The organism is Niveibacterium umoris (assembly GCF_014197015.1).
GTDB lineage: Bacteria > Pseudomonadota > Gammaproteobacteria > Burkholderiales > Rhodocyclaceae > Niveibacterium > Niveibacterium umoris.
In genome coordinates, this window is the sequence record NZ_JACIET010000001.1 from 1,957,998 (window position 1) to 1,979,994 (window position 21,997).

Consider the following 21,997-nt stretch of genomic DNA (forward strand, 5'->3'; position numbering starts at 1 on the left):
CCAGGAAACGATCGGAAACGCGCAGTCAGCAGTGGCAAGCCATGCTGTTCCTGCGCGAGATGGCGCTGAAATCAGCTACTTGCTGCGAATGATGAACTCGAATTCCCTGGCGGCGTTTTCACCGCTGGATACCAGCTCGTGCCCCGTCTGCCTGCAGAAGGCCTGGAAATCGCGCACTGACCCCGGATCGGTTGCCACCACCCGCAGCACCTCACCACTGTGCATCTCGGCCAAAGCCTTCTTGGCGCGCAGAATCGGCAACGGACAGTTAAGACCCCGTACATCCAGATCGCGATTGAAATTCATCCACGACTCCACAGAGTTGCCATTCAGGCGCCCATTCTAGCGCCCAACATCATCGCCGGTTTCAGCGCCGCCTGTCCCGCTCCAGCTCGCGCCGGCGATCCTGGAACTCCGCCAGGCGGGCTTCTGCCGCTGCCTTTTCGTACTGGTCACCGTCACGTGCGCGTAGCCCGAGCGACAGTTGCTCGATCGCCGAATCGATCGCGCCATGCAGGTAATAAACCTCTGCCTGCGCGCGGTGCTGCGCAAGCCGTTTGCCCAGCGCAGCGTTGGCCTTTGCCAATCGGCTGTATATGCGGTCGTCCGCAAGATCAAAGCGCAACTGATCCATGGCGGATGCAGCCGCCTCCTTGGGGTGCCCGCCAGCAAGCAGTGCATCGATTTCGCCATAGACGAGCGCCCGGCTTTGCGGGAAGCGCACCCGCGCGGCGCGCAAGGTCTTGACGGCGGCGTCATTGGCACTGGCCGCCCGTGCCACATCGGCATCGAGGAGTTCAATCATCGGACTCTCGAGCCCGATCCGGCGAAGGGCCGCAAGGTCTGCCTGCGCATCCGCTACCTGGTTCAGTTTCAGGTGCGCACGGGCGCGCGAGTACCAATGGATCGCGGCCGCGTTGGTGCGTTGCGGCGGCTCGCCGGAATAGCGCAACAGCGTGTCTTGCGGGACTTGCTCAAGGCTTTCGATCTTTGCCTTGACGAGCGAAAAATCGATCGAGTCGACAACCTGCCGGTAAGGCGTTTGTTGCACCCGGTTCGCGATGTCGCTGATACGTTCGGTGGTCAGCGGGTGCGAACGCAGGTATGCAAAGGCACCGCTGTCGAACAGCCGGGTCGCGCGATCAAGACGTTCGAAAAAGCTCACCATCTCGCGCGTGTCAAAACCAGCCGCGTCGAGTGCTTGCAGCCCGATACGGTCAGCCTCGCGTTCAAAATCGCGCGAGTAGGCCAACTGCGCGCTGGCCATCGCCGCCTGCCCGGCCATTACGGTGGCGCCGGCCGCGTTGCCGCTCGAACGCGACGCAAGAATTGCCAGCACCAGCGAGGCCATCATCATGTAGCCCAGATTCTGTTGCTGCGACAGCATGCGCGCCATGTGCCGCTGCTGCACGTGGGAAATTTCATGCGCCATCACCGAGGCCAGTTCCGATTCGCTCTGCGCCGCGACGAACAGCCCGGTGTGGAAGTACAGTACGCCACCCAGGGTTGCGGCGGCGTTGATCGATTTGTCCTGCAGCACGTAGTAGTGGTACGGCTGGCTCGGCGTCGCACTTACTGCCACCAACCGCGAGCCGATCCGGTCGAGGTAATCCTCGATCTCGGGGTCATCGACATAGCGCGCATCACTGCGGATCTCACGAATGATCGCGGCGCCGATCTGGCGCTCCATCTGCGGCGAGAGGTCCGCCTGCGCCGAGTCACCCAGGTCCGGCAGCCCTTCGGCGAAGGCGCGCAGCGTGAAGAGAAAGGCCACAAGGCCCGCCAGCAGTCGTCTTTTCATGGGGGTATGATAGCGGGCCGGCAAAAGCGCCTTCGTTCGAACCTACAGAAGATAACAAATCTTCCCGTTTCGGTTGTCCTTCCCATACGGCCCGACCATGCATGACGCGAGCGATTCGCCACTGACCCACTTCAACGCGCAGGGCGAAGCGCATATGGTCGATATCGGCGCCAAGGCCGAAACGACCCGCGTTGCGCGAGTCCGCGGGCGCATCACGATGCAAGCAGCGACACTCGCACTGATCCTGCGCGGCGACGCGGCCAAGGGCGACGTGCTGGGCATCGCCCGCATCGCCGGCATTCAGGCGTCCAAGCGCACCTCCGACCTGATTCCGCTGTGTCACCCGATCGCGCTGACGCGGGTCGCCGTCGAATTTCATCCGGACGAATCAGCCTCGGCAGTCGACGTCGAAGTCCGAGCGGAAACCGTTGGCCGTACCGGCGTCGAGATGGAAGCGCTGACGGCCGCGTCGGTCGCGCTGCTCACCATCTACGACATGTGCAAAGCGGTGGATCGGGGCATGCAGATCGAGAACATCCGTTTGGTCGAAAAACTTGGCGGCAAGTCGGGCCATTGGCAGCAGGACTGAATTTCCACATCCCGACGTCGCATTCCGGTTCGAACCCAAGTACTCCACGCAGAGCATGAGCCAGGAAATCGAACTCAAACTCGCGCTACCCCGCGAAGCACTACCCGAACTGCTTGCCCACCCGCTGATCGCAAATGCGCCCGGCGTTGGCGGCGACCATGTGCTGCTGAACACCTATTTCGACACGCCCGGCCTCGAATTGCGCTCACGCAGGATTGCCGTACGCCTGCGCAAGGAAGGCGAGCGCTGGTTGCAGACGGTGAAGTGCGCGGCCGCCTCGCTCGGCGGCCTGGCGAGTCGGCCGGAATGGGAGCAGCCCTATCCGGGCGACCGCTTCGACTTCTCCCAGATAGACGTGCCGCAGGTTCGGGACGAGCTCGAGGGTTTCCGTAGTCGGCTTGCGCCCGTCTTTACCACCACCTTCCAGCGTGTCACGCGCCGTCTCGAACCGGCGCCCGGCATCGTGATCCTTGCGATGATCGATGACGGCACGATCGAAGCTGGCGGCCGTACGATGCCGCTGTGCGAACTCGAGCTGGAACTGGTTTCCGGAGATCCGGGCGAACTCTATGCGCTGGCTACGCAACTCGCTGCCGATGTGCCTCTGTGCCCGGAAGATGCCAGCAAGGCCCAGCGCGGCTACGAGCTCTACCAGAACCTGAAACCCGCGCCGCGCCGCGCGCGCGCGCTGGTGCTCGACGCCGAGCTGGACGCAGTCGACGCGTTCCGCCAGATTGCCTATGAAACCCTGGCAATGTGGCAAGCCAACGAGGCGCTCGCCGCACGCCTCGACGACCCGGAATTCATCCACCAGGCACGCGTCGCCTTGCGACGCATGCGCACCCTGTTCGCCCTGTTCCGGCGCGCATTGCCGAAGTCCATGGTCAAGGAATGGCGGCCTCGGCTCGCCGAACTGGCATCCGGACTCGGAGGTGCGCGCAACGCGGACGTCGTGCTGCAGGATCTGCTCTTGCCGATCACCCGCGACGGGCGCGCCGGCGAAGACATCCACCGCCTGATTGCCGCAGTCGAGGCGCGGCGGAATGCCGAACGTGAAAGCCTGCGCAGTGGCAAGGCCTGGGCGGGGCGAGGCCGCGCACAGCTCGATCTCGCCGCCGCCCTGCATGCGCTCGACACAACGAGCGGAGTGCCGCTGCACACGCTTGCGCATGACGCGATGCAACGTGTGCGGCGCGACGCACGGGATTGCCTGAGCGCGGCGGAGGCTGGCGATGTCGCCCAGTTGCACCGCCTGCGCATCGTGCTCAAGCGCCTGCGCTATGGCCTCGATTTCTTCTCGTCACTGTGGCTGCAGGATCGGGTGTATGCCTACAGTCGCGCACTTGCCGACCTGCAGGAATGCCTTGGCGCCATCAACGATGCCGCGATGGCAAACGTGCTGCTGGCAGACGTCGCTGCCGGCGACCCGGGGCTTGCAGCGGCACGCGCCTTTGCCGCTGGCTGGCACGCACCGCGCATCGCCCTGCTCCGCGCGCGCGCGCTGGTCGATGCGGAGGCCCTGCTGAGCAGTCGTGCCCCATGGAAGCAGAAAGGAAAGCGCGAATGAGCGAAGAACGCGGACTGGATCTTCTGCTGTGGCGCCATGCCGAAGCGGTGGATGGATTTCCCGACGCAGCGCGAACACTCAGCCCGCGTGGCGAACGCCAGGCCGAGCGCATGGCGGCCTGGCTTGATCAGCACGCACCGAAGGACCTGCGGGTGGTGGTCAGCCCGGCCACGCGGACGCGCCAGACCGTCGCCCCCCTCCAGCGCGAGCATGAGATCAGCGCACAGGTCGGCACCGACGCCTCGGCCGAAGACGTCCTCAGTGCGGCGGGTTGGCCGGACGCCAATGGCGCCGTGCTGATTGTCGGACACCAGCCAACCCTTGGGCAGGTCGCGGCAACCCTGCTCGGCCAACCCGGGGCGGATATCTCCTTCAAGAAGGGCGCACTGTGGTGGTTCCGCGTGCGCGAGCGATTCGGCGTGCGTGAGACAGTACTGCGTGCGGTGATCCCCGCCGAACTGGTTTGAATCGGCCGATCGCAAACAAAAATGGCGCACCTTGGTGCGCCATTCGTTTTACTGCGTGCTGCGTGACTCAGTCGGAAGTCGCCCGCGCCACACGGCGCTGGCGCACCGCAGAGGCCAGCGTCTCCAGCACGCCAAGGCTGTCTTCCCAGCCGATGCAGGCGTCGGTGATGCTCTTGCCGTACTCGAGCGCCTTGCCCGGCACCAGATCCTGACGGCCATCCTTGAGGTGCGACTCGACCATCACGCCGATGATGCGCTCCTCGCCTGCGGCCATCTGCGCGCCGACGTCCTGCGCCACAACGATCTGGCGCTCGTACTTCTTGCTGCTGTTGGCGTGCGAGAAGTCGACCATCACCTTGGCCGCAACGCTGGAAGCAGCCAGTTCCTTGCATGCGGCATCCACGCTCGCAGCGTCGTAGTTGGTGGTCTTCCCGCCACGCAGGATCACGTGGCAATCCTCGTTGCCGCCGGTCGACACGATCGCCGAGTGGCCGGCCTTGGTGACCGACAGGAAATGGTGCGGGCTCGCCGCCGCCTTGATCGCGTCCACCGCGATCTTGACGTTGCCATCGGTGCCGTTCTTGAAACCCACCGGGCACGACAAACCCGAAGCCAGTTCGCGATGCACCTGCGATTCCGTGGTGCGTGCGCCGATCGCGCCCCAGGAGATCAGGTCCGCGATGTACTGCGGGGTGATCATGTCGAGGAACTCGGTCGCGCAGGGCAGACCCATCTCGTTGATCTCCCACAGCAGCTCGCGGGCGATGCGGATACCTTCGTTGATCTTGAAGCTGCCGTCGAGCATCGGGTCGTTGATCAGCCCCTTCCAGCCCACGGTGGTGCGCGGCTTCTCGAAATACACGCGCATCACGATCAGCAGATCGTCGCGCAGGCGGTCGGCTTCGGCCTTAAGCTTGCGGGCGTAGTCTTTGGCGGCCTCGACGTCGTGGATCGAACACGGCCCGATCACAACCAGCAGTCGATCGTCCTGACCGTGCAGAATGCGGTGGATGCCGCTGCGAGCATCATAGGCAGTCTGGGCGGCCTGCGGCGTGGCCGGAAACTCACGCAGCACATGGGCGGGCGGCACCAGTTCCTTGATTTCACGGATGCGGACGTCGTCGATGTGCAGGCGGGTTGAAGCGTTCATGATTTCCGGTTCCAGGTGGGGCATCAGTAAAGCGTGCGCAATTTTTTGCGCCACATCTCAAGACAAGCGCACGATTATAGCTGAACTCATCGCGACACTCCGCGGTGCACCATGACAGATCGCAAGCTCGACCCGTTCGTCCAGCCCCTTTCCGGTTTTCGCGGCCGCGGCGCCGCCACGCGCCCGGACGGCCGTTTCGAGTCGATGACGCGCGAAGCCTTCGACGATGGCTGGACGCAGCCGGAGCGCGATGCCGCACCACCCACCGAGCTGATTGTCGATACGGCCAAGAGCGTGATCGTCGAGTCAAAGTCCCCCGACATCCCGTTCGAACGCTCGATCAACCCTTATCGCGGCTGCGAGCACGGCTGCAGCTACTGCTTCGCTCGCCCCACGCACAGTTACCTGGGCTTCTCGCCGGGCATCGATTTCGAAACGCGCATCCTCTGGAAGCCCGACGCGCCGGCGGTGCTCAAACGCGAACTCGCGCGACACAGCTATCGCTGCAGACCGATCGCGCTCGGCATCAACACGGACGGTTGGCAGCCGGTCGAACGCAAGCTCGGCCTCACCCGCAAGCTGCTCGAAGTCCTGTGTGAATGCCGCCACCCGGTCAGCATCGTCACCAAGAGCGCGCTGATCGAAAGGGATCTGGATCTGCTTGCCGACATGGCGCGTGACGATCTGGTGCAGGTGATGTTCTCGGTCACGACGCTCGACCGCACGCTCGCCCGCGCGATGGAGCCGCGCGCAGCAGCGCCGGAGCGTCGCCTCGCCGCGATGCGCGCCCTGCATCAAGCTGGCGTGCCGGTCGGCGTTCTGTTCGCGCCGCTCATTCCGGCCCTCAACGACCACGAACTCGAAGCGGTGCTGCACGCTTCACAAGAATCCGGCGCCGACACCGCAGGCTATGTTCTGCTACGGCTGCCGCATGAGCTCAAGGATCTGTTTCCCGACTGGCTCGAACGGCATGTGCCGGGTCGTGCAAAACATGTGCTGAGTGTGTTGCGGCAGATGCACGACGGCGCGCTCTACGACTCGCGCTTCGGGCAGCGCATGCGCGGCAATGGCGTATTCGCCGATCTGTATGCCGCCCGCTTCCTGCGTGCAAGCGAGCGGCTGGGGCTCAACCGTCAGCGCAAACCTCTGAACACGCTGGCGTTCAAACCCCCTCGAGACAATCCGGCTCAGCAGGACCTGTTCGACTGACCAGCCGACCACACACGCCGGCGTTGCAGCCATAGCGCGACGAAGCCCAGCGCGGCAAGGCCAATCACGCCAGGCTCGGGCACTGCGGCGGTATACAGCCCGTCGGCGAGCATCTCGTGCACCCGGGTGGTCGGGTGCTCCCAATCCCAGAAGAGGTACTTCGACCAGTCGGACGGCGTGACCGCACAGGCAGTCGCAAGGCAACCCTCGCTGATGTTCGCGAGGCCGAGCGAATCGGCGTCGGCAATCACACCTTCAAGGAACCCGAAAGTGTCAAAGCGGTCGACTCGCCCCGGCGCCAGAGCGTCGATACTGTCGAGTGCGCCGCTGAGCGCAGCATTGAAACCAAGGCTCAAACCAGTGGCCGCACCAACGGCGGCCGGGCCGGCAGCCACCGCGCCAGGGGTGCGCCCAAGGTTGGGCATGTTGGCCACCAGCACGTGTTGTGCGCCAGACATCACCAGCGTCTGCGTGATCACCGCGATGTTGGTGACCGCCTCGATCACCGCCGCGGTGTAAGCGGCCGGCGGGCTCGACGGGTCGCGCATCAGCGCCGCAAAGTCGTTCGGCCCTCCCCACACCACATAGAGCGCGCTGGCGTCGACCAGGTTTGTCGCCATGTAACGATCGAGCTGGGTGCGCATCCCCGGCAGGTCGGCACCTGCGATCGGCGGAAGATCCTTGTACAGCGGATCATGGAAAACGGCGTTGTCGGTTCCTGTGTATGCGCCGGACACCGCGTAGTTATGCACCTGGCTGCCACTGAGCCCGAGGCGTGCAGCGAGGTAGTCCGCAGATACCGGACCATTGCTGTAGCGACCGTCGTAGTAATACGGCGCACTCGGCATGAATCCGCCGGTGGCGGCATACATGTTGCCCGTATCGGAAAGCGAATCGCCGATGAGGACGAGCTGACTGAAGACCGGCGATGCGAAGACCGGCGCGGACGCACCGACGACCGACACAACAAGCGCGAGCAACGCGCGCGCCACGCGCAATGACAAACGACTATCCTGAATCATGACGAGCCTCCCATGAACGATGGCTGATGCGACCCGGCCGAGCCCCGGATCAGGCATGCCGTTCAGGTAACTCTAGCTTCGGTACCGGATGCGTCCAGATGGGCTCGCCCGATTTCTGGGCGCAGCCGTGATGTGCTTATCGGTAGGGGACAAATGGGTGTCATGGCAGGAAGCGCACGACGCGGAGCCTGCCTGAAAGGGAAAATTACCCACACCGTTCGCGCCGGCTGCAAGCAGTGCCGTCAGACATTCGTGCGACCGATGGGATGCCGTTTGGACGCTGTATCGCGCGTCGAAAAAGGGGGCTCCGGAAAAGGCTCTCAACGCTGATCGCCATCGGTCGGCCGGCGCAACGCCCTTGTGTCCCATCGAACGCGATGCGCGGCTCGTGCATCGCTACCCTGCCCTTGCCATCCGGGTAGCGATGCGGTCCGTCAGATGACCCAGTCGGGCACCCACATCCGCGGTTCCGCGTTGGCCCCCTCGAACACCGCGACCTGCTTCGGCAACAGCCATACGCGATCGCCCGCGGCGAGCATGAGTTGCTGCTGCCGCTCGCGCGAGAGTTCCACTTCGATCACTTCACTCTCGTGCATCAGTTCGACGCGCACGACCGGCCCGATCGCCTGCACATGCGTCACCGATGCCACCAGCGCGTTGGGCGCGACTTCGCGCAGGATCTCGATGTCGTGCGGCCGTACGAAGGCGGTCGCCTTTTCGGCCGACGCGCGCGCCACCTCCGCCCAAGGCCCGTGCAGCCGGCTATGGAAGACGTTGACGTTGCCAAGGAACTGGTAGACGAAGGGCGTGGCCGGGCTGGAGTACACCTCGTCGGGCGAGCCCACCTGTTCGATGCGCCCCTGGTTCATGACGACGACGCGGTCGGCCACTTCGAGCGCCTCTTCCTGGTCGTGCGTGACGAACACGCTCGAGATGTGCATCTCGTCGTGCAAGCGTCGCAACCAACGACGCAGCTCCTTGCGCACCTGGGTGTCGAGGGCACCGAAGGGTTCGTCGAGCAGCAGCACGCGCGGCTCCACCGCCAGCGCGCGCGCGAGTGCGATGCGCTGGCGCTGCCCGCCGGAGAGCTGACTCGGATAGCGCTCGGCGAGCCAGTCGAGTTGCACCAGCTTGAGCAGGTCCGTCACCTTCTCGCGAATCTTTGCTTCCGAGGGGCGCTCGCTGCGCGGCTTCACGCGCAGCCCGAAGGCAACGTTCTCGAACACCGTCATGTGGCGGAACAGCGCGTAGTGCTGGAACACGAAGCCAACCTGGCGGTCGCGCGTGTGCAGGTGGGTCGCCTCTTCACCCGAGAAGGTGATCTGCCCCGAATCGGCGACTTCCATGCCGGCGATGATGCGCAAGAGCGTCGTCTTGCCGCAGCCCGAGGGCCCCAGCAGCGCCACCAGTTCGCCGGTGGGGATCTCGAGCGAAATGTTGTCGAGCGCGACAAAGCTGCCGAAGCGTTTGCCGATATTGCGAATGCCGATACTCATTGCTTGTTCTCGCTGTTTCGTTCCCGGTCGATCAAAGCGTACCCGTCCGCTCCGGCGGCAGCGCCGCCGACAACACCTCTGTTTCACGTCGCATACGCCACTCGACAAAAGTCTTGGCCACAAGGGTGACGAGCGCCAGCAAGGCAAGGATGCTCGCGGCGGCGAACGCCCCGATCGCGTTGTACTCGTTGTAGAGAATCTCGACATGCAATGGCAGCGTGTTGGTCTCGCCGCGGATGTGGCCGGACACCACGCTCACCGCACCGAACTCGCCCATCGCCCGCGCGTTGGCGAGGATCACGCCGTACAGCAGACCCCACTTGATGTTGGGCAGCGTCACGCGCCAGAACATCTGCCAGCCGGAGGCGCCAAGCGACACGGCTGCCTCTTCCTCGTCACGCCCCTGCGCCTGCATCAGCGGGATCAGCTCGCGGGCGATGTAAGGCACGGTGATGAACAGGGTCGCGATGACCATGCCCGGCACAGCAAAGATGATCTTGATGTCATGCGCGGCGAGCCACGGCCCGAACCAGCCCTGCGCACCGAAGATCAGGATGAACAGCAGGCCGGCCACCACTGGACTGACCGCGAATGGCAGATCGATCAAGGTCGTCAGCAGGCTCTTGCCGCGGAAGTCGAACTTGGCGATGGCCCAGGCGGCAGCGACGCCAAAAGCCACGTTGAGCGGCAAGACCAGCAGCGCGATCGCGAGCGTGAGCGATGCGGCCTTCAGGGTGTCTGGCTCCTTCAAGGCTTCGACGTACAACGCCCACCCTTTGGCGAGCGCCTCGCTGAACACCGCCGCAAGCGGCAACGCAAGAAACAGGAACAGGAAGGCGAACGCAAGGCCACACAGCAGCCAGCGCACCCGGCGTGATTCGGTGGTGGCGATGCGGCGACTCATGCCGAGGCCCCTTCAAGTCGTGCGCCCGGCGCGGCCGCCTCGACCGGCGTGCGACCGGTGTGCCGGTTTGCCGCCCACCACTGCAACACGTTGATCGACAGCAAGAGCACGAAGGAGATCACCAGCATCACAACCGCCAGCACCGTGGCCCCGACCAGATCGTACTGCTCCAGTTTCGAGATGATCAGCAGCGGCGTGATCTCGGACACCATCGGCATGTTCCCCGCGATGAAGATCACCGACCCGTACTCGCCGATCGCGCGCGAGAACGCCAGCGCGAAGCCGGTCAGCCAGGCGGGAAAGAGTTGCGGCAGGATCACCCGCCACAGCGTCTGCGCGCGACTTGCGCCGAGCGTGGCCGCCGCCTCTTCCACTTCCGGCTCGATGTCTTCGATCACCGGCTGCAGCGTGCGCACCACAAAGGGCAGCGTCACAAACGTCAGTGCGACCATGATGCCAAGCGGGGTAAAGGCAATCTTCACACCGAGGGGCTCGATCAGGCGACCGAGCCAGCCGTTGCTCGCGTAGAGCGTGGTGAGCGTGATGCCGGCAACCGCGGTCGGCAGCGCGAATGGCAGATCCACCAGCGCATCGACGACACGCTTGCCGGGGAAGGGATAACGCACCAACACCCAGGCCACGATGAGGCCGAACACCGCATTGACCAGTGCCGCCACCAGCGAGGTGCCGAAGGTCACCCGGTACGCGGCCAGCGCGCGGTCTGCGGTCGCCACCGCCCAGAAGTCGGGCAGGGACAGCGCGCTGCTCTTGGCGACCAGCGCGCCGAGCGGGATCAGCACCAGCAGCGAGAGATAGGTGATCGCATAGCCGAGCGACAGGCGAAAGCCCGGCAGTACGTTGTGAGCGGGTGTGCGCGTCATGAGAAGCTCAAGGGTCACGCGTTCGCCACGCGACCCGATGCGGTTACTTGTTCACGTACAGCTGATCGAAGCTGCCGCCGTCCTTGAAATGGGTGGCCGAGGCCTTGCTCCACCCGCCGAAGACCTCATCCACGGTAAAGGTCTTGATGGCCGGAAACTGTGCGGCGTATTTCTTCAGCACGGCGGCATCGCGCGGGCGCAGGTAGTTCTGGGCGGCGTTCTCCTGCCCGGCGGGTGACCACAGGTATTCGAGATAGGCCTGCGCCTGCTTGCGCGTGTTGCGCTTGTCCACCGTTTTCTCGATCACAGCGACCGGGAATTCGGCGAGGATCGACTCGCTCGGGTACACCACTTCGAATTCGCCACGTCCGAATTCACGCGCGATGAGTTCGGCTTCCGATTCAAAGGTGATCAGCACGTCGCCCATCTTGCGCTGCATGAATGTCGTCGTCGCATCACGACCGCCAGATGCGAATAGCGGTGCGTTGCGTAGCATCGCTGCCACAAAGCCCTTGGCGCTCGCTTCGGTCGCCCCCGGCTGGCGCTGCGCCCAGCCCCATGCGGCGAGGTAGCTGTAGCGACCGTTTCCGGTGTTCTTCGGGTGCGGCAGGATCACGCTGATGCCGCTCTTTGCCAGATCCGGCCAGTTGCGGATCTGTTTCGGATTGCCCTTGCGGACGATGAACACCATCGTCGAGGTATAGGGCGACGCATTGTTCGGAAACTTCTTGGCCCAATCCGCAGAGACCAGCCCCTTGTCGGCCAGGAACTGGATGTCGGTCGCCTGGTTCATCGTCACCACATCGGCTTCGAGGCCGTCGGCCACCGCTCGCACCTGCTTGGTCGATCCGGCGTGCGACTGTTTCAGGTCCAGCGTCTCGCCCGTTTTCGTCTTCCACGCGGCGGCAAACAGCGGGTTGTAGTCCTTGTAGAAATCACGCGCCACGTCGTACGAAACGTTCAGCAGCGAGACTTGCGCCTGCGCGGCGAGCGATACGAGTGCAAGGGCGGTGGCGAACAGAATCCGTTTCATGAGTCTGGATCTCGTGCAAAGCAAAGCCGAGATTCTCGCCGAGACGCTTAGAACCGAAAATCAATAAATTCGTATTTCAAAAGAGGTTTTTTGCATAAGACAGACGGGTCGAGCGCGTTGCGCGCCCACGCCACCTCTCGCGCCGACCGCGCTCACGCGCGTTCTGGCGACGCCGGATCGCGCAGCCGGGCGCCGGCCTAGACAAGATGCAGGCAAAGGCTGTCGAGCAGTTCGCGCTCGCGCTCGGCGAGGTTTGCCGCCTGCGTCGCCGCCTTCAGGTCTTCCTTGGTCGCCAGCGCCTGGTCCACAAATACCCACTGCTGCCGCGCCAACTGCAGATCCGCGCGGGCGTTCTCGGGCAGGCCTGCGTCCGAATTGAGCGCTTCAAGCCGCGCAGCAAATGCCTTGCGCTGTTGCTCGATGACCAGTGACACGTCGGGCGCGGCCATGCCCCACTGCCGCGTCAGCGCCAGCCGCGCCATGCGCTGCGTCAGCATGCGGGCCTCGTTGGCGTCCGACAGGCGCCGCGTGCCCTCGACCGGTTGCGACTGCGCCAGCTGCGCGAACAACTTCATCCCCAGATCTGCCAGATCCTGCCCCAGCGAGCTGATGCGGCGCACGCCCTCGGGCGCGGGTTTCACCGCCCAGGCCATGCGAAACACGCGCGCCCGCTGCTCGATCAGCAGCATCTGTTCGCCGCGCACACTGCGCACGAGCAGCGCGACAAGCCGCTCGAAGGCCTGGATCGAATCCTGCATGTGGAGACGGGCGCGATCGACGTCGATCCCGACCCCGATCTGGATCCAGTACTTGCCGATGCGTTCGGTGTGCATCGCGAACTGACCGGCCTGATTCAGCACCGACAAGGACGGCGCAGGGGGCTTCTTGTTTGCGGCCCACAGCGGCGCGCAGCAAAGCGCCGAGGCGCCAAGCAGCATGAAGTCACGTCGCAGGATCGGCTTCATCTCAAGCGGTTCCGCCGACAGTGAGCCCGTCAAGCCGCAAGGTCGGCTGGCCGACGCCAACCGGCACGCTCTGCCCTTCCTTGCCGCAGGTGCCGACACCGGGGTCGAGCGTGAGGTCATTGCCAATCATCGACACGCGCGTCAGCGCATCTGGACCGTTGCCGATCAGGGTCGCGCCCTTGACCGGATACGCGAGTTTGCCGTTCTCGATCATCCAGGCCTCGGCGGCCGAAAAGACGAACTTGCCGGACGTGATGTCGACCTGGCCGCCGCCGAAATTCACCGCGTACAGGCCGCGATCGACCGAGGCGATGATCTCCTGCGGGTCGCGCTCGCCGGCCAGCATGATGGTGTTGGTCATGCGCGGCAGCGGCAGGTGCGAGAAAGATTCGCGACGGCCGTTTCCGGTCGGCGCCACCCCCATCAGGCGTGCATTGGTCATATCCTGCATGTAGCCGGTGAGGATGCCGTCTTCGATCAGCACGGTGCGCTGGGTCGGGTTGCCTTCATCATCGATGGTCAGCGAACCGCGGCGCCCCGGCAGGGTGCCGTCATCCACCACGGTGACGCCCTTCGCTGCGACACGCTCGCCGATGCGGCCGGCAAAAGCCGAACTGCCCTTGCGATTGAAATCGCCCTCGAGCCCGTGGCCGATCGCCTCGTGCAGCAGGATGCCCGGCCAGCCATTGCCGAGCACCACTGTCATCATGCCGGCCGGTGCAGGCCGCGCACCCAGATTGGTACTGGCCTGATGCACCGCCTTCTGCGCGAAATCACGCAGCACGTCGTCGGTGAACGCGCCATAGTCGTGGCGCCCGCCGCCGCCCGCAGATCCCTGCTCGCGGCGTCCGCTCTCTTCCATGATCACGACGATCGACAAGCGCGTCAGCGGCCGCACGTCCGCCGCCATGTGGCCATCGGATCGCGCCACCAGCACCACTTCCCAGGTGGCGGCGAGCGAGGCCATCACCTGCGACACGCGGGTATCGAGGCCGCGCGCGATCTGTTCGATGCGTTCAAGCAAGCGCACCTTGTCGGCGTCCGGCAGCGAACCGATCGGATCGGCCGCCGGGTACAGCGCCTGCATCGCCTTGCCCGTACGCAAGGGCACCACGGCGCTGGCGCCCGCTGCCGCGATCGCGCGGGTGGTGGTCGCAGCCGCGTCGAGGGCCGCAACGCTGATGTCGTCCGAATACGCAAAGGCGGTCTTCTCGCCGCTCACCGCGCGCACGCCGACGCCCTGCTCGATGCTGAAACTGCCCGATTTGACGATGCCCTCTTCCAGACTCCAGCCTTCCGAACGCTGGTACTGGAAGTAAAGGTCGGCGTAGTCGAGGCGATGCGCCCGCAGTGTCCCGAAGCAGCGTTCGAGCGAAGCGAGGTTCAGGCGCCCCGGCGCCAGCAGCAGGCGTTCGGCGGTATCGATCGGGCGTTCGTGTGTGCTCGTTGTCATGTCTATCCAGTCAAAGTCGGCGGTGCTGCAGCGCGGGCAGGCTCTCGCGCAATTGGCGCTGGTGCGCGGTATCGATGTCACCCGCGACGACCCCTGCGCCGCGCGGCAATCGGTCGATCACCTCGCCCCACGGGTCGATCAACATGCTGTCGCCCCAGGTACGACGACCACCAGGGTGCTCACCGCCCTGCGCACTGGCCAGTACATAGCACAGGTTCTCGACCGCGCGGGCGCGCAGCAGCACTTCCCAGTGCGCGCGGCCGGTGGTTTCGGTAAACGCCGCCGGCAAGACGATCAGCGCGAGATCGCCCATCGCGCGGAAGAGCTCCGGGAAGCGCAGGTCGTAGCACACCGCGAGGCCGACACGGCCAAACGGGGCGTCGAAGGTGACGATCTCCGCGCCAGCTTCGATCGTGCGCGACTCCTCGTAGACCTCGTCGCCCTTGCGAAAGCCGAAGAGGTGCAGCTTGTCGTAGCGCGCAATGCGATGACCGCCATCGTCATACACCAGCACCGCATTGCGCACCTTGTCGTCGGCATCGCCCGTCAGCGGAATCGTGCCGCCGACCAGCCATACTTTGTGGCGCCTCGCCGCATCGGCGAGAAAGTCCTGCAAGGGCCCCTTGCCCTCGGCTTCGCGCAACGCGAGCTTGGCCTGCTCATCCGGCGAGATCAGCGCGAAGTACTCGGGCAGCACGACCAGACCGGCGCCCCCCGCGGCGGCCTCGCCGATCAGACGATCGGCCTCGCGCAGGTTCGCGGCGACGTCCGGCCCCGAAATCATCTGCACGGCTGCGACACGGAATCGTTCGCTCACGGTTCACTCCGATTCGGTTGAGCGCGCGCGGGCGCGCCAGAGAGCTTGCGGACACGCGGTTCGGCCCAACTGCCGTCGACCGCGTACTCGTAGGAAAACATGTGCTCGATCGGATCGCTGAGCACCTTCTGCGCAAGAAACGCGACCAAGCCCACCGCCGGGTTGAGCGTACCGATCGCCGGGCCCAGCGCAGCCCCCAACGCCACGGTTTCCGACAGTGTAGGCTGCACCTGCACCGTAAGTTGCTGCGTTTCCGCGGCAAGATCGACGCTCCCCTGCATGCGCACCCGTGCCGCCGGGCCCCGGATCGCCAGATCATCGGTCCGAAGCACGCCGGCGCTGATTTTCATGCTACCGGAAACGGTGTCGAAGGCGAATCCTTCGGAAAAGATGTCGCGGAAATCGAGGGTCGCACGGCGTGGCAGCGACTGCAGGCTGAACACGCCGAGCAGCCGACCCATGCCGGGTTCGAACTTGCTGAACTGGCCGGCTTCGACTTTCAGCTCGAATTGCCCTGACAGCGACGCAAGATCCGGCGCTTCGGGTGGGCCTTTCCAGTCAAGCGATCCTTTCGCATTGACTTCTCCGCGGCGCAGCAGGCCGGCATGCCCGAGCCGGCCGAGCAGCGCGCCTGCGTCGCGGGCGTCGAGTTCAAAGCGCAATCGAGTGCGCCCGAACAGGTAGGCACCGCTCATCGAAATCTTGCCGTCGTCGTTGCTGAGCGTCAGTTGATCGAGCAGCCAGTCATCGCCATCGGGCGCCCCGTGCAGGGAAAGCGCCCCCAGTTCGCGCGCGGAATGGGCGAACGAAGCGACCCTGACGTCGATCTGCGGCATGCGCACGACCCCCTGCGCATTGCGTTCGGCCAACACGCGCTCGCGAACCCGTGTCACCGGCAGCAGCGCCAGACGCGACAGGCGCGCGTTGATGCGGCCGGCGCCGCGCGTGTCGATTGAAAGCTCGCCGGCCGCGGCCGGCCCTTTCAGCTGACCATTCCAGAGCGACCCGTCGCGTTGCGCCACCAGGCCCTGATCATGGAAGCGCAGCCCCTTGAGAACGAGATCGCCCGCCTGCACGTCGAGACTGTCGAAGGGCGGCGCCCCCTCATCTGTCCCCGCATGCCCCAAGGCCGACGCCCAGGCATCCAGATCCAGGCGACCCAGGCGCGCGCGCAGCGCAAGCCCGCGCGCCGGCAATGCGGTGTCGGCATCCCCCAATGCGAGCACACCTTGCGTCACATGAGCACCGTCGGCCGCCTCGTTCAAGTCCAGGCGCACCCGGGCGCGGCCGGGCAGACTGCCTTCCACGCTCTGCCGCGTGAGCGGGCCACCGTTGAACCAGCGCCAGTCAAGCTTCATCGGCTGCGCTTGCCCCGCCGATTTATTGAAGGGATCGGGCAGACTCGACGCCACGCCCAGCAGGCTCGATTCAAGCCCGAGCGAGACGTCGTGCTCGCGCGCCACGACATGCGCGGTGACCGGCGTTTCGCCAGCGAGGTGGTCCCACAGCGGCGAGGGAAACTGCAGCGCCAGTTGCCGCATCGCCACGCTGCCGCGCGCTTCGATGTCGACCGCGCCGTCGCGACGCGTATCGCCGCGCACCCGCACCGGCGTCCCCATGAAGATTCCGCTGGCGTCCGGAATCGCAAAGCGCGACTCGGTGAAGGCGAAGCGCCCGTTCGCCGATTCGAGCAGCGGGAAACGCGGCAGGAGTCTCAAGCGGTTATTGGTGAACTGGAACTCGCCGCTTGTCGTGGTCTTCGCCGCATCGGCCAGCGGCACCGCGAGGTGCAGCTTGAGTGCGCCATCGCCCACCGCCTCGACGCCACGGGTGAAGTAGCCGAACTTGTTGCCGATCGGGCTGGCATTGACGAAGCGCAGGAACTCCCGCGTCGGCCCGGCCGCCCGACCCTCCAGCGCGAGCATGCCGTGGTCGAGGTCGGGGATCACTGCGTGCACCTGCGAAACCTTGGCATCGAACACGGCGCCGCGGTCGGCGTGGATCTCCATGCGCGCACGATCGAACTTCAGCGTGCCTTCGATAGCATCGATCGCTGGCCAGTCCGGTGCGTACATCAGTCGCACACCCTTGACCCGAGCATCCACCGTAAAGGCGCCCGAGGGGTCGCCGACGAAGGGGAAGCGCGCGAGGTCGCCCTTGAGTACGAGTTTGGCGTCGTCGGCGACACCTTCGGAGATGGCATCGCGCAACCAGTGCCGCACGTCCGCCGCCACCACCAAAGGCATGTAACGCCACACTGCACGCCCCTGCGCGTGACCCAGGCGCGCCTCCAGATCGATAACGCCGGGTCCGTCGCCGCGCGAATGCCACACGCCGCTTGCGCTGCCCGCAGCGTCCGCGTTGCTGAAGCGCCCCTGTTTCAGACGCACGCTGGCTTCGCCGCCGCGCAACTCCCAGTCCCCCGCGAACTCGGCCTGGTCGATCGGAATCTCGCCGTCCTCGAATACCGCGGGCAAGGCAATCGACCCCTTGTTCACCCGCAGATCGAAACGGCCGCCACGCTCATCAAGATCGACCGTGCCCGCCCAACCCTGCCCACCCGGCAGTAAACCCTGTGGCGCGGCACCCAGCCCGCTGAAACGGGCGGCAGCGTGGTAGGTCGCAGGCACGCCATCCTCGCCGCGCCAGGAGAGGTCCATTTGTTCGAACACCCCTTGCGGCGCAAACGCCGCAAGGCGCTGCGCCCAGCCTTGCGGCAGCGGAAGATGCCGCGCCAGGGCGGCAAGCGCGGGCACGTCGAGCTGGCGCCCGGTGAACTTGCCCTGGGCCTCGCGCTTGTCGCGACCCGCGATGTGCTCGATGCTGAAGCTCACCGGCCTGACGGCGCGCCCTTCGCCGGTCTGCACCGCCAGTTGCCGGGCGAGGAGTTTCAGCGTGCCGCCCCGCTGCGAACCTTCTACATGCCCGGCAAGGCGTTTGAGTTCGAGCGGCAATACATCGCGCGCGAGCGTCACCGACACATCGCGGAAGGCAAGGTCGGCGGCGGCCGCGACGGGCTGCCCGTCCGCCACACTGACCCACAGGCGCAGGCCACCCACCGCAGCCGCGACATGCACCGGCCAGTCCACCCACTGCGCGCTGCGGGCAAGGTCAGCGCGATCCACACTCGCAAAAATTTCGCCGGACCAGCGCGTCGGCGTGAGCGACGCATCCCCATCGAGGCGTCCGCGCAAGTCGATGGGCGAGGCGAGCGTGCGCGGCGGCACGGCAGTGATGCCGAAGCGATGGCTGTTGTCGCTGTTTTCAAGGCGCAGGTTGAGCTGTTCGAGCACCAGCGGATCGGCGCCTCGTTGCGAATCGATCCAGGTGAGCCGCGCATTGCGGATGACGATCGCGGGCTGCTCGAAGACCCACTTCAAGTCGGCAGCATCGCCACTTCCGGCCGGAAAGCCTGAGAGTTCCACGCGACCATCCGGCCTGCGAAGCAGCGTCAGTTCCGGTCGATCAATGGTGAGGCGCCGCAGGCGAATCGCACCCGCAACGATGCTGCGCCACGACAGCGACGCATCGACCGCCGCCAGTCGCAGCGCCGGGTGACCACTGGCATCGTGGAGCGTCACGCCGCGCAGGCGCAAGCGCGGTCGCAGGCCATCCCAATCCGCATCGAGATGCGCGATCGCGACCGGCAGGCCGATGACACGCGACACCTGCCGCTCCACCTCGGGGCGCCACTCTCCCGCGTGCGGCAACACCAGGTAGCGCGCGGCCAGCAGCCCCAGCCCGGCAACAAAGTAGGCCGCCACCGCGAGGCGAAAGACGAGGCGCACCCACTGGGTACGCGGGCCGGCGGGTGCCAGGCGGGAAAGCTGGAAGCGGAAATACGAGGGCAGCATCGGAACCGGCGAATACAATCGGTGCACACGCACCGTATCGTGTTTCGATGCGAATCCGAATTCTATTGGAAAGCTGATCCGAGGCCCCATGGAAACCGTCGGCGAACTGACTGAACGGCTTGCCCCTGCCCTGGCAGCAAGTCGATATCTGGCGCGCGAACTGGCCGCGCGTGACTGGCTGGCGCCATTGCTGTGCACATCGCTCGACGCGCCGTTGAGCGCAGACGCCATGCGCCGCTTCCTGGAACGCGAGGCGCCCGACGAAGCCACGCTCAAACCGGCCTTGCGGCGCCTGCGGACCTGGGTGATGTGCCACACCGCCGCGCGCGACCTGCTCGGGCTCGCGCCCTTGTCCGAAGTCACGGAAACGATGACGCGACTGGCGGAAGTCGCCATCAACCACGCCCACGAGATCCTGCATGAAGCGCTGTGGGCCCGGCACGGTGAGCCGCGCGACGCCGACGGAAACGCGATGCGCCTGACCGTGGTCGGCATGGGCAAGCTCGGTGGGCGCGAACTCAACGTCTCGTCCGACATCGACCTGATCTTCGTGTATCCGGAAGACGGCGACACGGTCAGCCCGCGCCCGCTCTCCCACTACGAATTCTTCACCCGCCTCGGGCGCCAGATCATCGCTGCGATCGGCGAAGTGACCGAAGACGGCTTCGTGTTCCGGGTGGACATGCGCCTGCGGCCCAATGGCGATTCCGGCCCGCTGGTATCAAGCTTTGAAGCACTGGAGCACTACTTCATCACGCAGGGCCGGGAATGGGAGCGTTTTGCGTGGATCAAGGCGCGGCCCCTGTGCGGCTCGGGCCATGACGCGCTGGCCGCGATCGCGCGCCCCTTCGTGTTCCGCAAATACCTCGACTTCGGCGCGATCAACGCCTTGCGGGCGCTGCACGCGCAGATACGCGCGCAGGTCGCGCGGCGCGAGATGGCGACCAACATCAAGCTTGGCCCCGGCGGCATCCGCGAGATCGAGTTCACCGCGCAGGTCTTCCAGATCATCCGCGGGGGTCGCGATATCGGCCTGCAGATCAAGCCAACCTTGCCGGTACTCGAAGCGCTCGCCGATCGCGGGGTGCTTGATTTCGACGCGGTGGCGCTGCTGGAAGAAGCCTACGTCTTCCTGCGCCGGATGGAGCACCGCCTGCAGTACCTCGACGATGCGCAGACGCACGATCTGCCGGCGACGCCGGACGACCGCGCACGCATCGCGACGGCGATGGGCTATGCCAGCGAGGCCGAGATGCTGGCGCAACTGGAGATCCACCGCCGGTTCGTCAGCCATTGTTTCCAGGCCGCCTGCGGCGACCCGAATCAGGACGATCACGCACTCGACGAACTGTGGGATGCGACGATCACGCCGGAACATGCAGTTGCGCGGTTCGAGAGCCTGCAGTTCCGCAATGCCACCGCCGCCGCGGACCGCCTGCTGCAATTGCGCGAAGGCACGCGCTACCGGCAATTGCCGGAAACCATCCGCGCGCGCTTCGATGGGCTGATCCCGCGCATCATCGAAGCCTGCGCCGCGCGCCCCAATCCGGACGAGACCCTCTCCCGCCTGTTCACGCTGCTCGAAACGATCAGCCGGCGCGGCGCCTACCTCGCATTGCTGCTGCAATATCCGCAGACCCTGCTGCGCCTGGCGGAGCTCGCCTCGGCCTCGCAGTGGGCCGCGGAGTACCTGACGACGCACCCGATCCTGCTCGACGAACTGCTGGACGCCCGCGAACTCGACGCGGCGCCCGACTGGCCAGCATTCGCACAACATTTGCGCAGCGAACTCGACGCCGTCGAACCCGACATCGAGCGGCAGATGGACCTGATGCGCGAGCAGCACCATGCCCAGGTCTTCCGCATCCTGCATCAGGATCTGGCGGGCAAGTGGGAAGTGGAAGCGATCGGCGACCACCTCTCGGCGCTGGCCGATGTGGTGCTCGAAGAAACGCTGCGCCAGTGCTGGCGCAAGCTGCGCCAGCGCCACATCGAAACGCCCCGCTTCGCGGTGATCGGCTACGGCAAACTCGGCGGCAAGGAACTGGGCTACGCGTCGGACCTGGACATCATCTTCCTCTACGATGACGAAGATCAGTCTGCTTCTGAAAACTACGCCCGACTCGCGCAGCGCATGCTGACCTGGCTGTCGAGCCGCACATCTGCCGGCATCCTGTTCGAAACGGATACCCGCCTGCGCCCGAACGGCGAATCCGGCCTCCTGGTCACCTCGCTCGAAGCCTTCCGCCAGTACCAGGAGGGCGCGGCCTGGCTATGGGAACACCAGGCCCTGACGCGCGCCCGCTTCGTCGCCGGCGACGCCGCGGTCGGGCGCGCATTCGAGGCCGAGCGCGAGGAGATCCTGCGGCGCCCGCGCGATCTGGACAAGCTTGCCGAAGACGTCATCGCGATGCGTCGCAAGATGCTCGACAACCATGCCAGCCGCGACGGCTACTTCAACATCAAGGACGACCCCGGTGGCCTGATCGACTTCGAGTTCATCATCCAGTATCTGGTGCTGGGCCATGCGCACGCGCACCCGCGCCTTGTCGCAAACCTGGGGAACATAGCGCTGGCCCGCATTGCGGGCGAACTGGGACTGCTGGACGAGGCACGCGCGAAGGCGGCGGCCGATGCCTACCGAAGCCTGCGACGCCAGCAGCATCGCTTCCGCCTCAACGGTCACACGGCACGCGTGCCGGAAGGCAGCGCACAAGCCGAACGTGATGCGATCACGACACTCTGGATCGAAGTTTTCAAGCGGAACGCGTGAAAGACAGTGCGCAGAA

17 protein-coding genes are annotated in these 21,997 nt (G+C 65.5%); 5 read left to right on the forward strand and 12 right to left on the reverse strand.

The window, feature by feature from the left end; genetic code table 11:
- Window positions 1-75 precede the first annotated feature (75 nt).
- On the reverse strand, window positions 76-306 hold the full coding sequence (locus GGR36_RS08820; RefSeq protein ID WP_183634232.1) for a sulfurtransferase TusA family protein: 231 nt from the start codon (window positions 304-306) through the stop codon (window positions 76-78).
- A 61-nt stretch (window positions 307-367) separates the two neighbouring features.
- The gene (locus tag GGR36_RS08825) at window positions 368-1,801 is read right to left on the reverse strand and encodes a M48 family metalloprotease (protein WP_183634233.1); all 1,434 of its coding nucleotides are present in this window, start codon (window positions 1,799-1,801) and stop codon (window positions 368-370) included.
- Window positions 1,802-1,898: 97 nt separating this feature from the next.
- Between GGR36_RS08825 and moaC the strand changes: the two genes are divergently transcribed.
- From moaC to GGR36_RS08840, 3 genes are read left to right on the forward strand one after another with little or no spacing between them, the layout of a single operon-like run.
- Complete coding sequence (gene moaC / locus GGR36_RS08830) at window positions 1,899-2,390, forward strand: cyclic pyranopterin monophosphate synthase MoaC (protein ID WP_183634234.1); 492 nt, start codon at window positions 1,899-1,901, stop codon at window positions 2,388-2,390.
- A 55-nt stretch (window positions 2,391-2,445) separates the two neighbouring features.
- Window positions 2,446-3,957, forward strand: coding sequence for a CYTH and CHAD domain-containing protein (locus GGR36_RS08835; RefSeq protein ID WP_183634235.1), 1,512 nt, complete (start codon window positions 2,446-2,448; stop codon window positions 3,955-3,957).
- Between the two features lie 14 nt (window positions 3,958-3,971).
- The gene (locus tag GGR36_RS08840; RefSeq protein WP_183634954.1) at window positions 3,972-4,424 is read left to right on the forward strand and encodes a SixA phosphatase family protein; all 453 of its coding nucleotides are present in this window, start codon (window positions 3,972-3,974) and stop codon (window positions 4,422-4,424) included.
- A gap of 67 nt (window positions 4,425-4,491) precedes the next feature.
- On the opposite strand, the gene aroG is transcribed toward GGR36_RS08840, so the two are convergent.
- Window positions 4,492-5,574, reverse strand: a complete 1,083-nt coding sequence (gene aroG / locus GGR36_RS08845; RefSeq protein WP_183634955.1) for a 3-deoxy-7-phosphoheptulonate synthase AroG — start codon at window positions 5,572-5,574, stop codon at window positions 4,492-4,494.
- A gap of 111 nt (window positions 5,575-5,685) precedes the next feature.
- Here aroG and GGR36_RS08850 point away from each other — a divergent pair, with 111 nt between their 5' ends.
- Window positions 5,686-6,783: a PA0069 family radical SAM protein gene (locus GGR36_RS08850; RefSeq protein ID WP_183634236.1), complete on the forward strand. Its 1,098-nt coding sequence runs from the start codon at window positions 5,686-5,688 to the stop codon at window positions 6,781-6,783.
- Here GGR36_RS08850 and GGR36_RS08855 read toward each other — a convergent pair.
- The 9 genes from GGR36_RS08855 to GGR36_RS08895 all read right to left on the reverse strand — a co-directional run bounded on the left by GGR36_RS08855 (window position 6,762) and on the right by GGR36_RS08895 (window position 19,241).
- Window positions 6,762-7,805: an SGNH/GDSL hydrolase family protein gene (locus tag GGR36_RS08855; protein WP_183634237.1), complete on the reverse strand. Its 1,044-nt coding sequence runs from the start codon at window positions 7,803-7,805 to the stop codon at window positions 6,762-6,764. The genes GGR36_RS08850 and GGR36_RS08855 overlap by 22 nt on opposite strands.
- Window positions 7,806-8,239: 434 nt before the next feature.
- Window positions 8,240-9,301 carry a sulfate/molybdate ABC transporter ATP-binding protein gene (locus GGR36_RS08860; RefSeq protein ID WP_183634238.1) on the reverse strand — a complete coding sequence of 354 codons (1,062 nt, stop codon included), beginning with the start codon at window positions 9,299-9,301 and terminating at the stop codon, window positions 8,240-8,242.
- 31 nt (window positions 9,302-9,332) lie between these two features.
- On the reverse strand, window positions 9,333-10,205 hold the full coding sequence (cysW, locus tag GGR36_RS08865) for a sulfate ABC transporter permease subunit CysW (protein ID WP_183634239.1): 873 nt from the start codon (window positions 10,203-10,205) through the stop codon (window positions 9,333-9,335).
- Window positions 10,202-11,086, reverse strand: coding sequence for a sulfate ABC transporter permease subunit CysT (gene cysT / locus GGR36_RS08870; protein ID WP_183634240.1), 885 nt, complete (start codon window positions 11,084-11,086; stop codon window positions 10,202-10,204). The genes cysW and cysT overlap by 4 nt, the downstream gene beginning before the upstream one ends.
- 43 nt (window positions 11,087-11,129) lie before the next feature.
- Window positions 11,130-12,119, reverse strand: a complete 990-nt coding sequence (locus GGR36_RS08875) for a sulfate ABC transporter substrate-binding protein (RefSeq protein ID WP_183634241.1) — start codon at window positions 12,117-12,119, stop codon at window positions 11,130-11,132.
- Window positions 12,120-12,316: 197 nt separating this feature from the next.
- Complete coding sequence (locus GGR36_RS08880; RefSeq protein WP_183634242.1) at window positions 12,317-13,084, reverse strand: hypothetical protein; 768 nt, start codon at window positions 13,082-13,084, stop codon at window positions 12,317-12,319.
- Between the two features lies 1 nt (window position 13,085).
- Entirely contained in the window at window positions 13,086-14,537 is a 1,452-nt protein-coding gene (gene tldD / locus GGR36_RS08885; RefSeq protein ID WP_183634243.1) for a metalloprotease TldD, read from the reverse strand.
- Between the two features lie 10 nt (window positions 14,538-14,547).
- Window positions 14,548-15,354, reverse strand: a complete 807-nt coding sequence (locus GGR36_RS08890) for a carbon-nitrogen hydrolase family protein (protein WP_338086647.1) — start codon at window positions 15,352-15,354, stop codon at window positions 14,548-14,550.
- Window positions 15,351-19,241 (reverse strand): YhdP family protein, encoded by a 3,891-nt coding sequence (locus GGR36_RS08895; protein ID WP_183634244.1) that lies wholly within the window; start codon window positions 19,239-19,241, stop codon window positions 15,351-15,353. The genes GGR36_RS08890 and GGR36_RS08895 overlap by 4 nt, the downstream gene beginning before the upstream one ends.
- Before the next feature lie 55 nt (window positions 19,242-19,296).
- Between GGR36_RS08895 and glnE the strand changes: the two genes are divergently transcribed.
- Window positions 19,297-21,981 carry a bifunctional [glutamate--ammonia ligase]-adenylyl-L-tyrosine phosphorylase/[glutamate--ammonia-ligase] adenylyltransferase gene (gene glnE / locus GGR36_RS08900; RefSeq protein WP_183634245.1) on the forward strand — a complete coding sequence of 895 codons (2,685 nt, stop codon included), beginning with the start codon at window positions 19,297-19,299 and terminating at the stop codon, window positions 21,979-21,981.
- The last annotated feature ends 16 nt before the right edge of the window (window positions 21,982-21,997 follow it).

Coding starts and splice junctions, on each gene's coding strand:
- tldD (WP_183634243.1), bottom strand. CDS start 14,537: ATGACAACGAGCACACACGAACGCCCGATCGATACCGCCGAACGCCTG.
- GGR36_RS08855 (WP_183634237.1), bottom strand. CDS start 7,805: ATGATTCAGGATAGTCGTTTGTCATTGCGCGTGGCGCGCGCGTTGCTC.
- GGR36_RS08860 (WP_183634238.1), bottom strand. CDS start 9,301: ATGAGTATCGGCATTCGCAATATCGGCAAACGCTTCGGCAGCTTTGTC.
- GGR36_RS08880 (WP_183634242.1), bottom strand. CDS start 13,084: ATGAAGCCGATCCTGCGACGTGACTTCATGCTGCTTGGCGCCTCGGCG.
- GGR36_RS08825 (WP_183634233.1), bottom strand. CDS start 1,801: ATGAAAAGACGACTGCTGGCGGGCCTTGTGGCCTTTCTCTTCACGCTG.
- GGR36_RS08835 (WP_183634235.1), top strand. CDS start 2,446: ATGAGCCAGGAAATCGAACTCAAACTCGCGCTACCCCGCGAAGCACTA.
- GGR36_RS08850 (WP_183634236.1), top strand. CDS start 5,686: ATGACAGATCGCAAGCTCGACCCGTTCGTCCAGCCCCTTTCCGGTTTT.
- cysT (WP_183634240.1), bottom strand. CDS start 11,086: ATGACGCGCACACCCGCTCACAACGTACTGCCGGGCTTTCGCCTGTCG.
- glnE (WP_183634245.1), top strand. CDS start 19,297: ATGGAAACCGTCGGCGAACTGACTGAACGGCTTGCCCCTGCCCTGGCA.
- moaC (WP_183634234.1), top strand. CDS start 1,899: ATGCATGACGCGAGCGATTCGCCACTGACCCACTTCAACGCGCAGGGC.
- cysW (WP_183634239.1), bottom strand. CDS start 10,205: ATGAGTCGCCGCATCGCCACCACCGAATCACGCCGGGTGCGCTGGCTG.
- GGR36_RS08820 (WP_183634232.1), bottom strand. CDS start 306: ATGAATTTCAATCGCGATCTGGATGTACGGGGTCTTAACTGTCCGTTG.
- aroG (WP_183634955.1), bottom strand. CDS start 5,574: ATGAACGCTTCAACCCGCCTGCACATCGACGACGTCCGCATCCGTGAA.
- GGR36_RS08875 (WP_183634241.1), bottom strand. CDS start 12,119: ATGAAACGGATTCTGTTCGCCACCGCCCTTGCACTCGTATCGCTCGCC.